The following is an 11,710-nucleotide window of genomic DNA, read 5'->3' as shown; positions in this document are numbered from 1 at the left end:
GGGCCTTCATGTACTTGGGCAGGTCCTCAGCGCCCCCGGAACGCCTTCACGGCCTCCAGCGCGGTGTCCGGGTGGTCCGAGAAGTACCCGTCGACACCCGCCTTGAGGAACGCCTCCTGCTCGGCGAACGTGTTGCCGTACTCGGCGAGGTTCGCCGACGAGCGCAGGCTCTGCGGGAGGAAGTTGTTCTCGTTGCGGAACGTGTACGGCCCGACCTTCAGCCCGGCCTGGTGCGCGTCGGCGACGAGCCTGGTCGGCTGCCCCAGCGCGCCGTTCACCACCGGGATGACCTGCGCCTTCTCCGGGCCCAGGTAGTCCGCGTACTTCGAGATCTCCTTCAGGCCCGCCGGCGTCACGAGGTCGGCGTACGTCCGCGGGTCACCCTTCGCGACGAAGTCGGCCGGAGCGCCGGTCGCCGAAGTCAGCTGCAGCAGCGGCACCCGCACCTGCCGCGAGAGCGCGATCAGGTTCGACACCTCGAACGACTGGATGATCACCGGCGCCTTCGGGTGGTTGAGCCCGTTGCGCTTGATCAGCTCGACCAGCTTCGGCTCGGTCGGGTTCTTGATCGACGAGAAGTAGGTCGAGTGCTTGATCTCCGGGTACGTCCCCAGTTCGCGGCGCAGTTCGCGGCCGAGCCGTCGCGTCAGGTCGAGCACCTCCTGGTAGGTGGCGATCTGGTAGCGGCCGTCGTAGATCTTGTTGTTCGGCCGCAGCTGCGGGATCCGCTCGGTCGCGCGCAGGGTCTTCAGCTCGGCGAGCGTGAAGTCCTCGGTGAACCAGCCGGTGTACGACGTGCCGTCGATGACCTTCGTCGTCTTCCGGTTCGCGAACTCGGGGTGCTTCGCGACGTCGGTGGTCCCGCCGATCTCGTTCTCGTGCCGGGCGACGAGCTGGCCGTCCTTGGTCGGCACGAGGTCGACGTCGACCCAGTCGACGCCCTGGCGGTAGGCGAGCTCATACGAGGCGAGCGTGTGCTCCGGCCGGTAGCCGGGGGCGCCGCGGTGTCCGACGATCACCGGACCATCGTGACCCTTCGCCAGCGCCGACACATCTTGGGTGCTCGGCTCGGCGGCGCCCGCCAGCCCTGTGACGCTGAGTACGGCGAGTCCGGACAGGGCGAGCACGCCCAGGCGCTTTCGCATGGTGGGGAACCTCTTTCGCTTGAACTCGGGGTACCGCGCAACCCTTGACGCAGGAGGCGTCCGGACGGCGAAGACGGACCGGCGGAGCGCTGACCGCCGGGTGAACGCCGGATGGAACCACCCGCTCGAGGACGGCGACGTCTCTGTAGCTCACCGGCCCGGTTACCCTGTGCGTCGTGCGCGTACTGGTAATCGGGTCCGGCGCCCGTGAGCATGCACTCGTCCTCGCGGTCGCGGAAGACCCTTCCGTCACCGCACTGGCCTGTGCCCCGGGCAACGCCGGCACCGCCGCGGTGGCCGAACAACTCGGCGTGGACGCGGCGGACCCCGAGTCCGTCTCCGCCCTCGCCAAGCAGTGGCAGGCGGACCTCGTCGTGGTCGGTCCCGAGGTCCCGCTGGTGGCCGGAGTCGCCGACGCGGTCCGGAAGGCGGGCATCGCCTGCTTCGGCCCGTCCGCGTCCGCGGCAAGGATCGAGGGCTCGAAGGCGTTCGCGAAGGACGTCATGGCGGCCGCGAAGGTGCCGACGGCGCACTGCGAGGTCGTCGACAACCCCGCCCGTCTCGACGCCGCTCTCGGCCGTTTCGGTCCCACCTGGGTGGTCAAGGACGACGGGCTCGCCGCGGGCAAGGGTGTCGTGGTCACCACGGACGTCGACGTCGCGCGCAAGCACGCCCTGATGCTGCTCGACGGCGGGCACCCGGTGCTCCTGGAGTCCTTCCTCGACGGCCCGGAGGCCTCTCTCTTCTGCTTCGTCGACGGCCGCACGGTCGTCCCGTTGCTGCCCGCGCAGGACTTCAAGCGCGTCGGCGACGGCGACGCGGGCCCGAACACCGGCGGCATGGGGGCGTACGCGCCGTTGCCGTGGGCGCCGAAGGACCTGGTCGACGACGTCGTCGCCCGCATCGTGCAGCCCGTGGTCGACGAGCTCGACAACCGCGGCGCCACCTTCTCCGGCCTGCTCTACGCCGGTCTCGCGCTGACTTCCGAGGGCCCGCAGGTCATCGAGTTCAACTGCCGGTTCGGCGACCCGGAGACCCAGGTCGTCCTGGCGCTGCTGCGCAGCCCGCTCGGCAAGGTCCTGCACGCGACGGCGACCGGCGGACTCGCCGAACTGCCGCCGCTGGAGTGGGACTCCGGCGCGGCGGTCACCGTCGTGCTCGCCGCGGACGGCTACCCCGGCAAGCCGAGGACCGGCGACGTCATCACCGGTGGCGAGCTCGAAGGCGTACTCCACGCCGGCACCCGCCGCCGCGACGACGGTGCCGTGGTCTCCTCCGGCGGCCGCGTGCTGTCGGTGGTCGGCACCGGCAAGAACCTGAAGGCCGCCCGCAAGGCCGCCTACGCGACGGTCGAGAAGGTCCACCTGGCCGGCTCCCACCACCGCACCGACATCGCCCTGCTCGCCGCCAAGGGAGAGATCGCCACCCCGGTCTCGTGAATTCCCGGCGGAACCGCCCGGGCGACCGCTGCGTCTAACCCGGTATTTCCTGAGAAGCTTAGGCGCTCGATACATCGGCGTTGGTAGCCTCGACAGGGCGAACGGTCACCGTGCGTGTTTCCAAGGGGTGGGGAATGGCAGCATCGAGCAAGGTCCAGGACCTCACGTCGGCGGTCCCGACGCCACCGTCGGTGGCCGACATCAGAGTCGACCCGTCGAAGCTGCTCGAAGTGGCGAAGATCGTCGAAGAGCAGGTCGACGCTCTGCAGGACAAGCTCATGACACGGCTGGACCAGCTGCGTATCGACACGCCGGCCAACGACACCGTGAGCGTGCACGCGACCAGCGTCTGGAACGAGCTCGTGGCCGACGGCGACCAGTCGTACGCCGCGCAGGTCCGGGCGTACGTGGCCGGTCTCCGTGGCCTGGTCAGCCAGCTCCGCACGGCGGCCAAGGAGTACAAGACCAGTGATGCGGACAAGGCCGCCGCGTTCGGGGACCGTGGTGTACACCGGGCGTAGGCCTCGTGTGCTGGTGACCGGCGGGGTGCTCACCCTCGTGCTGGCCGGATGCGCCACGGACACGGGCGGGCAGGCGTTCCCCGACGAACCGGCGCTGGCCTCGGTCACGCAGGGCGCCAAAGCGTCGGCGTTGCCCGCCAGACCCGCCGAACTGAGCCTGCAGGGCGTCGATCCGTGCGCGCTGTTCACCGATCCGCAGCTCGACCAGCTCAAGATCAACAGCAAACCGCGCGCGGCCGCGGAACCGATCGACGGCCCGACCTGTGTCCTCGACGCGGACGCCGCGCAGCCCTTCCGCAGCTACTACGTCCGCACGATCACCGCGGACGTCGAAGAATGGTTCACCGGCAAGCGCCGCAAGAACAGCATGACGACGGAACCGACGGCGGTCGGCGGGTTCCCCGCCATCAAGAACCACCGTGACGCCGGCACACCGGGCGATTGCGAAACGCTCGTCGGGGTGGCTCAGGGACAGACGCTGGCGGTGCGGGCGGTCACCGTCACCGCCGGCGCGTTCACCATGCCGCAGCTGTGCGAGATGTCCGCACAGGCGGCCGATTCGGCTTTGCAGACCTTGAAAGCACGCAACTAGGGAGGGCGGCGTGAACGTTTCCGACCTCGCGGGCAGGCTCCGCGATCTTCGGTTCGACGGCTACACCGACACCGGGATCGCGACCGAGATCGAACGCTTCCGCAGTGGTGACGGCACCGGAAGTATCGGTATCGCCGTCGACGCGTTGAAATCCGTCGCGGGCGCGCTCGCCGACACCGACAAGACGCTGCGTGACGAGCTGGGCAAGCTCGGCGTGGAATGGCAGAGCGAGGCCGGCGGTGCCGCCGGTCAGGTGTTCACCGAGCAGGCGGGCTTCTCCCAGGACGCGAACTCGAAGGTCTCGCACTCCGCGGAGATGATCTTCGCCCAGGGTGAGGCCTTCAACCGGACGCTGCACAAGCTCCCGGATCCGGAAGTGGTCCGGAAGGGCGCCGGCGGCCTGACCGTCGGTGACGTCCTGCTGAGCCTCATCGGGTTCGAGACCGACCACGCCAAAACCGTCAGCGCCGCGAACAACGCGCGGGCGCAGGCGCAGGAGGCGTTGAACGACTACGCCAAGACGAGCGGCGAGAACCTGCTGTCGACCGGCACGCTGGCCGACCCGCAGGCGATGAACCTGACCCAGACCACGACGGCCGCCGGAGCGGGCGGCGGTTCCGCGACGCTCGACCTGGCGGGCACGGCCACGGACCTGACCCTGGACGGCAGCGTGCGGCCCGCGTCGGCCGCCGTCGAATCGAAGTACGTGCCGCCGGTCGCGCAGCCCGTCAGCAACCCGAAGGCGCCGTCCTACGACGCGCCGACCCCGGCCTACGGCGTCGCCATGGGCGGCGGGACGGCCCGCAAGACCGGTGCGTCGGCGCCGAACGCCGGGGCCACGGCTCCCGCGGCCGCCGCGCCGACGGTGCCGTCCGGCACGTCGAAGCCCGCTCCCGCGCCGGGTGCCGGCTGGGTGACGCCGAACCGCCCGTCCCCGCAGCCCGAACAGGGCAGGCCGTCCTATCCAGTCGCCGGTTCGCCGCCGTTCGCTCCGCCGGGCGCGCCGAACATCCCGAACATCCCGAACGTGCCGCCGGGTCAGTCCACCGGCAGCGCGCCGCCGAACAGCACCACCTCGGCGCAGCCGGCCGGCAAGTCGTTCGGCACCGGCCCCGGTATCGACAGCGCTGTCGGAAAGGGCCCCGGCTCCAGCTCGGGTCCTGGTGTCTTCGGCAACGTCGGCGGTGGCGCGGGTGGCGACCAGGCACTCGGCAAGGGCCGCTCCGTCGGCTCCGGACCGCAGGCGCCGATGGCCCCCGGCAACGAATCCGGCCGCGGTTTCCCCGCCGTCCCGAAGATCACCGGACCGGCCGCGGGTGACCTGGGCGCCGGTGCCGCGGCGCTCGGCGCCGGTGTCGCCGGCGGTGCGCTCAGTGGCGACCGGGAACGCGACCGCCGTCCCCGTCAGGAAGGCGGCGGCGTGAAGCCGACCCGCCAGCTCCCGATCGGTGAGCTTCCCGAAGAGGAGGCCATGCGGCGCTCGGAGAAGATCGGCGCGAAGCAGCCGAAGCCCGAGTCGAAGTTCATGGAGCGCGCGGCCACCCAGGACGTCGAGGAGGACGCGGAGCACATCAGGCGTTACGGCGTCGACGACAAGGATCTGTTCACCGACGAGCGGCTGGTGTCGCCGGACGTGATCGGCGACCACGGCAACCGGGAAGCGCGCTGAACCTGTGCCGAACGACAACGGCAGCCTGGTGCTGTCCGCACTCGAGTTCGAGATGCTCTGGGAAGCCGAACGGCTGCCCCGTCGTCATGCCGCACTCGACGTGCCGAGCCCCGGAACGACCCACACGGAGCGGGCGGCGCTGATCGAAGAAGCCTGGGAATCCCTGCGCGCGCGAGGTCTCGCGCGGGGACACCAGGCGTCGGGCGAGCTGGTCGACATGCTGAACCTGTTCGCGCACCCCCGGATCGCGATCGACGTCTGGGTGTGGACCGACCGCGAGATCAAGGGCCAGGCGGTGAGCGTCGGCAACCAGGCGCTGCTCGGCGTGATCGACTCCGGCCAGGTGTGGCTGATCCCCGCCAGGGAGAGCTCCCTCGCCGAAGCCGCGGTCTCGGTCGCGGGTGATCTCGGCCCCGGCGTCGGCCAGTCGATCAGCGTCCCGCACGACGTCCTCGTCCAGGCCGACGCCGCCGCCCGCGGCGACGCGAAGGCTCTGGTAACCGCGCTGGAAGACCTGGACGTGCCCCTCTGGCAGGCCCAGGAGGTGGCGGGCATGCTCCTCGGCCAGGAGGCGCGCGGCCAGTTCGGTGTCGAGCGCGCCGGCCGCGACGGCCGTCCCCGGCGCGCGGACAGCGTTGTCGCCTTCTACGACACGGACGCGGGGCGGTACCTGTTCCAGGTCGCGCGGAACCGGGACGGGCGGGATTGGGCGACCATCACCCCGGCCGACAACCAGTTGCTGGCGACCAGGATCCGGGAAGTCGCCGATTTCTGATTCGCCCGATTATCGGCGGGGTGGAAGTTGGCGTGGATACGCACCCGGCCAACCGCGGAGGTCTTAAAGTAGGCGCCGGGAACCGTCCTGACCGGCCGCGCGTCTGATCGGGCGGATACGAGTTTTTCCGTGAAGGGGATGACGAACCGTGCCTGTGTACGACCCGGATTCCATGGGGATCGCCGCCGGTCAGGTGGAGAAGCTCAAGGACGAGTTCGAGAAGACGAAAAAAGGCGTCACCGGGATGGATGACGAGAAGGAATCCCCCTTCGGCGGAGTGGACGAGCACGGCGACGCGCACGGCGCGGTCGGCAAGTTCAAACAGGGCGTCCACAACGAATTCGATTCGGCCGGTCAGCTCATGGAGGCCACGGCCTTCGTGCTGCGAAAGGCGGCGGGGCTGATCAAGGAGACCGAAGCGGTCCACGTGGACAACCTGAAGGTGCACGGGGAACTGTGACGACTCGCCAGGCCTGGGGGCCGAAGACCAAGGGGGCTTGAGCAGTGGCTTTGAACGGTGTCGGTGCCGGCACGCCGGACGGCTGGGACGGACTGACCCAGAAGGCCGAGCAGATCGGCAAGGTCAACCTCGCCGCCATTCAGAACGCTTCGAGGCAGTTCAAGACGGCCGCCGACAACGCGGGCGACCACAGCGCGGCGTTGAAAACGTCGACCGAAGCGTTGAACGGCGGCGTCTGGGCCGGACCCGCCGCGGAGGCCTTCTTCGAGTACGTCAAGTCGATCACGAAGGCCGGGAAGAACGTCGAGGAGCAGCTGGGCAAGGTCGTCGACGACCTCGATCGCGTCCACACCGATCTCGGCAACATCAAGATGCAGGTGAAGGGTGTCTACGAAGACGCCGAAGCCGCGGTCAACAAAAGGAACACCCAGGCGGAGGCGGACAAGAACGCGGCGATCACGGCCGCCGCGCAGGCCGAGAAGGATCACAAGCCGGCGCCGAGCCCTTCGGCCGACGAGATCATCCAGAAGGCCAAGACCGACATCAACAAGATCGCCAGCGACGCCGACACCCGGGTCAAGGGCCTGCTCGACCAGGCCAACCAGATGATCCAGAAGTCCCAAGAGCTGATGAAGAAGGACATCCAGGGCGGCTACTCCACCGTCCCGATGCCCGGCAAGGACGGCTCCGTCCCGAAGCGCACCGGCGGTCTCCACGCCGGTGGCGGCGGCGGTGGAGGAGGCGGCGGTGGCGGTGGGGGCGGCGGCCTCGGCCCGAGCGGCGGCCCGCCCTCGACGACGCCGCCGGGCAACGTCCAGCAATGGATCCAAGAGGCCATCAAGATCCTGCAGGCCAACGGGATCCCGGTGACCGAGGCGGATATCCAGAAGATCTGGACGATCATCGAGAAGGAGTCCGGCGGCAACCCCAACGCCATCAACAACTGGGACTCCAACGCGGCGAAGGGCACGCCGTCCAAGGGGCTGATGCAGTGCATCGACCCGACCTTCAACGCGCACAAGCTTCCCGGGCACGACGACATCTACAACCCGGTGGACAACATCATCGCGGGTGTCCGGTACACGTTCTCGCGGTACGGCGGCTTCGAGGGGCACCCGGGCCTGAAGTCCATGGCCGGTGGCGGCGGTTACCAGGGCTACTAACGGCCTCGTGAGTGGCAGGGACGGTTAGAACCGTCCCTTACCACTCACGAGCCCTGGCCCGGCCCCGGCCGCCGCGCGTGATCCGCCGGACGCCACGCGTGACCCGCCGGACGACACGCGTGACTGGATGGACGCCACGCGTGATCCGATGGACGCCACACTCGCGACCGTATCGCGCCGCGTGCCGTCCGGCGGATCACACGTGCCGTCCGCCCAAGCACACGTGCCGTCCGGCCAGTCACGCGTGTCGTCCATCCAGTCACGCGTGTCGTCCGTCTGGACACGAGTGTCGTCCGTCCAATCACGCGTGTCGTCCGTCCAGTCACGGGTGTCGGCCCGCCGATCACGCGAGTCCCTGGCCCGTCGTGTCGCGAAAGCCACTTTCGGGACATCAGGCGTCGCGAAAGTGGCTTTCGCGACATGCCTCCGGAGCTCGGCACCCCGAGCGGTCAGTAATCCTTGAGCACCAGGCCGTTCGCCGCCTCCGTCAGCGGCCGCATGGCCGCCTTCATCACCCGGTCCCGGAACGGCAGGTAAGGCAGCAGCCGCATCGACTGGATCTGCTTCCACTGCCGGAACCGCGTCTGCTTCTTCTGGTTCAGCGAAGCCAGCGCCTGGTTCCGGAGGATGAACGGCCGCATTTCCCTTTCGTACGAAGCGAAAGCGGCGCGGTGGTCGCTGGAGGCAGCCAGTGAGCCCGCGAGCACATAGGCTCCGACGAGCGCCAAACTGGTGCCCTGTCCCGAAAGTGGCGACGGGCCATAACCCGCATCGCCGACGAGTGCGACGCGGCCGTCGGTGAACCGGTCCATCTGGATCTGGGTCATGGAATCGAAGTACAGCTCGCTCGACGCCATTTCCCGGAGCAGTCGCGGGATTTCCCAGCCCTGCCCCGGGAATCGGTCCGCGATCAGCTTCCGTTGCTGCTCGACGTCGTGGCGGTCGAAGTCGAGTTCCGGCGACTGGAAGCCGAGCATCGCCCGCGCCTCCGTGTTCTTTCGCGCGCTGTACAGCCCGGCGAGCTTCCCCGGGGTCATGTGGAAGATCTGCCAGCGGTCCAGATCGAGGAAGTTCGGCACGGTGAACACCGCGAGATAGGTGTCCAGGTAGTGCGAAAACTGTTTCTCCGCACCGAAAACCAGCGATCGCACGGCCGAATGCTGCCCGTCCGCACCGACGACGAGATCGAAGTCCCGCGCCTCGCCGCGAGCGAAGGCGACCCGGACACCGTCGGTCTGCTGCGCGATTCCGGTGATCCAGTCTCCGTAGACGTACTCGACACCCTCCTGGGCGACCGAGGTCAGCGTGTCGGTGAGGTCGTCCCGCAGGATCTCGACGTCCTCGCTGTCGGTGAGCCCGCCGGTCAGCGTGTGGTCGGTGACCTTTACGAGGGTCTTCCCCTCGCCGTTCACGAACGACATCCCGCGCATGTCCGTACTCAACTCCCGGAGCCGCCCGAGCACCCCCATCCGGTCGACGACGCCGAGCGCCGTGCCCCGGATGTCGACCGCGTGCCCGCCGACGCGGGGCGCGGGGGCCCGCTCGACGACCGTCGGCGCGAAACCGTGCCGCCGCAGCCAGTACGCCAGCGTCGTACCGGCGATTCCCGCTCCCGAAATCAGGACCTTCCGCATGTCCACTCCCTGTGTACGGTGTTTTGAAGCACTGCGTACAACGTATGGACACTGCGTCGAACCCCCAGGAAAAGTGGCAGAAAGTCCTCAGTGCACTAGTGCGATCCAGCTAGTGCGCCCGATAAACTGCCGTCAGGTGCACTATGGCAAGGAGCCGACCATGACCGAGCCGCCCTACCTGCGGATCGCCGCCGAGATCCGCCACCGGATCACCTCCGGTGAGCTGCGCGAGGGCGACAAGGTCCCGTCGACGCGCCGGATCATCGCCGAATGGGGCGTCGCGATGGCGACCGCGACGAAGGTCCTCGCCACGCTCAAACGGGACGGCCTTGTCGTCGCCAAACCCGGCGCGGGCACGGTCGTCGCGAGCCGCACCCGGAAGCCCCCGCCGCGAACCGAGGCGGAGCTGTCACGCGAGCGGGTGGTGAAGGCGGCGATCCGGATCGCCGACGCCGAGGGCATCCGCGCGCTCTCGATGCGCCGCGTCGCTTCGGGTCTCGGCGTCGCGACGATGGCGCTTTATCGCCATGTCACCGCGAAGGAGGAGCTGATCCTCGAAATGGCGGACATGGCGCTCGGCGAAATCCGTTTCCCGCCCGAACCGCCGCCCGGCTGGCGGGCCCAGCTGGAGTTGATGGCGAGGGCGCAATGGGCCCTGTTCCGGCGGCATCCCTGGCTCGCGCAGGCGCTCTCGATCACCCGCCCGCAGCCACTGCCGAACCTGCTCGCCCACGCGGACTGGGCGACCCGCGCGCTCGACGGCCACGGCCTCCCGGCGTCGACGATCATGTACGCGCACATCACGATCTTCAACCACGTCCGCGGCATCGCCCTCAGTTTCGAGTCCGAAGCCGACACCGAATCCGGGACGGCGGTCTCGGCCGACGCCTGGCTGGCGGAACACGAGCCGATCCTCTGGGACCTGGTGTCCGGCGGTCGTTTCCCGAATTTCGCCGGTGTCGTCTCGCGAGCCCCGTTCGACTACGACCTCGACACGCTCTTCGAGTTCGGGCTCCAACGACTCCTCGACGGCTACGCGGTTCTCCTCGCGAAGGCGAGTTAGCCTCACCCACATGTCTTTCCCAGGTCCCGCCGCACGTTCCGCCGTCCCGCCGTTCCACGTCATGGACGTCCTTTCGGCCGCGCAGGCGCGCCAACGCAGCCACGGGGACCTGGTCCCGCTGCTCGCGGGGCAGCCGTCCGCGCCGGCGCCGCGACCGGTCCTCGAAGCCGCCCAGCGGGCGTTGAAGGACCACAACCTCGGCTACACCGAGCAGCTCGGCATCCCGGAACTGCGCGAGGCCGTCGCGGAGCACTACAACCGCACGTACCCGGTCGACGTGAGCCCGCAGGACGTCATCATGACGACCGGTTCCTCCGGCGGCTTCCTGCTCTCGTTCCTCAGTGCCTTCGAGTCGGGAGACCGGGTCGCGATGGCGCGTCCCGGCTATCCGGCCTACCGGAACCTGCTGAAGGTGCTCGGCTGCGAGGTCGTCGAGTTCGCCACCGGGCCCGAGACGAACTTCCAGCCCACCGTCGCCCGGCTGGACGAGCTGGGGCCGATCAAGGGACTCATCGTGGCCAGCCCGAGCAATCCCACCGGCACCGTCCTGCCACCGGGTGAACTGGCTGCGATCAGCGGCTGGTGCGCGTCACACGGCGTGCAGCTGATCAGCGACGAGATCTACCACGGGATCTCCTACGGCGCCGGGCTCGATTGCGCCTGGCAGTACGGCGACGAGGCGCTCGTCCTCGGCTCGTTCTCGAAGTACTTCGCCATGACCGGTTGGCGGCTCGGCTGGATGCTGGCGCCCCAGCGGCTGCATCGCGCGATCGACGTCCTGACCGGCAACTTCACCATCTGCCCGCCCGCGGTCTCCCAGCACGCCGCGGTCGCCGCGTTCACCCCGGAGTCGTACGCGGAGGCCGACGGCCACGTCGAGCGCTACAAGGCCAACCGCGACGTGCTCTTCGCCGGCCTCAAGGGCATCGGCATCGACAAGCTCGCGCCGGCCGAAGGCGCCTTCTACGCCTACGCCGACGTTTCCGCGTACACGAACGACAGCCTCAGCTGGTGCCAGCGGCTCCTCGCCGACACCGGTGTCGCGATCGCTCCCGGGATCGACTTCGACCCGGTCGACGGCGGAAGGTTCGTGCGGTTCTCCTTCGCGGGCTCCCGCGAGGACATCGACGAAGGGGTCCGCCGGCTCGGAGACTGGCTCGGTCAGGGGGAACCCGGAAATCACCCTGAACGTTAGCCGGAAAGAAGGCGCTCACGACTCCCGCCTGACAACCTGGACTCACCGGGCCCG

11 protein-coding genes are annotated in these 11,710 nt (G+C 69.1%); 9 read left to right on the top strand and 2 right to left on the bottom strand.

Going from position 1 to position 11,710, the window contains the following annotated elements; all coding sequences use genetic code 11:
- Window positions 1-26 precede the first annotated feature (26 nt).
- Window positions 27-1,145: a glycerophosphodiester phosphodiesterase gene (locus tag ACZ1DY_RS43090; RefSeq protein WP_465483113.1), complete on the bottom strand. Its 1,119-nt coding sequence runs from the start codon at window positions 1,143-1,145 to the stop codon at window positions 27-29.
- A 176-nt stretch (window positions 1,146-1,321) separates the two neighbouring features.
- Between ACZ1DY_RS43090 and purD the strand changes: the two genes are divergently transcribed.
- The 7 genes from purD to ACZ1DY_RS43055 all read left to right on the top strand — a co-directional run bounded on the left by purD (window position 1,322) and on the right by ACZ1DY_RS43055 (window position 7,764).
- A complete protein-coding gene (gene purD / locus ACZ1DY_RS43085; RefSeq protein ID WP_257483370.1) occupies window positions 1,322-2,584 on the top strand; it encodes a phosphoribosylamine--glycine ligase in 1,263 nt (420 codons plus the stop codon).
- Window positions 2,585-2,718: 134 nt separating this feature from the next.
- Window positions 2,719-3,105: a PE domain-containing protein gene (locus ACZ1DY_RS43080; RefSeq protein ID WP_126736264.1), complete on the top strand. Its 387-nt coding sequence runs from the start codon at window positions 2,719-2,721 to the stop codon at window positions 3,103-3,105.
- Window positions 3,056-3,697: a DUF3558 domain-containing protein gene (locus tag ACZ1DY_RS43075; RefSeq protein WP_465483112.1), complete on the top strand. Its 642-nt coding sequence runs from the start codon at window positions 3,056-3,058 to the stop codon at window positions 3,695-3,697. Before ACZ1DY_RS43080 ends, ACZ1DY_RS43075 begins: the two co-directional genes overlap by 50 nt.
- A 10-nt stretch (window positions 3,698-3,707) precedes the next feature.
- Complete coding sequence (locus ACZ1DY_RS43070) at window positions 3,708-5,366, top strand: hypothetical protein (RefSeq protein WP_465483111.1); 1,659 nt, start codon at window positions 3,708-3,710, stop codon at window positions 5,364-5,366.
- A gap of 4 nt (window positions 5,367-5,370) precedes the next feature.
- Window positions 5,371-6,141, top strand: coding sequence for an ESX secretion-associated protein EspG (locus tag ACZ1DY_RS43065; protein WP_257483366.1), 771 nt, complete (start codon window positions 5,371-5,373; stop codon window positions 6,139-6,141).
- Window positions 6,142-6,289: 148 nt separating this feature from the next.
- The gene (locus ACZ1DY_RS43060) at window positions 6,290-6,601 is read left to right on the top strand and encodes a hypothetical protein (RefSeq protein ID WP_185927309.1); all 312 of its coding nucleotides are present in this window, start codon (window positions 6,290-6,292) and stop codon (window positions 6,599-6,601) included.
- Between the two features lie 44 nt (window positions 6,602-6,645).
- A complete protein-coding gene (locus tag ACZ1DY_RS43055) occupies window positions 6,646-7,764 on the top strand; it encodes a transglycosylase SLT domain-containing protein (protein ID WP_465483110.1) in 1,119 nt (372 codons plus the stop codon).
- Window positions 7,765-8,213: 449 nt separating this feature from the next.
- Here ACZ1DY_RS43055 and ACZ1DY_RS43050 read toward each other — a convergent pair whose 3' ends face one another.
- Entirely contained in the window at window positions 8,214-9,398 is a 1,185-nt protein-coding gene (locus tag ACZ1DY_RS43050) for an FAD-dependent monooxygenase (protein WP_465483109.1), read from the bottom strand.
- Window positions 9,399-9,558: 160 nt separating this feature from the next.
- Here ACZ1DY_RS43050 and ACZ1DY_RS43045 point away from each other — a divergent pair, with 160 nt between their 5' ends.
- Both ACZ1DY_RS43045 and ACZ1DY_RS43040 read left to right on the top strand, forming a co-directional pair.
- On the top strand, window positions 9,559-10,461 hold the full coding sequence (locus tag ACZ1DY_RS43045; RefSeq protein WP_465483108.1) for a TetR/AcrR family transcriptional regulator C-terminal domain-containing protein: 903 nt from the start codon (window positions 9,559-9,561) through the stop codon (window positions 10,459-10,461).
- A gap of 10 nt (window positions 10,462-10,471) precedes the next feature.
- Window positions 10,472-11,656, top strand: a complete 1,185-nt coding sequence (locus ACZ1DY_RS43040) for a pyridoxal phosphate-dependent aminotransferase (RefSeq protein ID WP_465483107.1) — start codon at window positions 10,472-10,474, stop codon at window positions 11,654-11,656.
- Window positions 11,657-11,710: the final 54 nt, after the last annotated feature.

Source organism: Amycolatopsis sp. PSD-21, from assembly GCF_055561455.1.
Note: the sequence above shows the minus strand (reverse complement) of the source record. Positions and strands in the feature narration are given on the sequence as shown.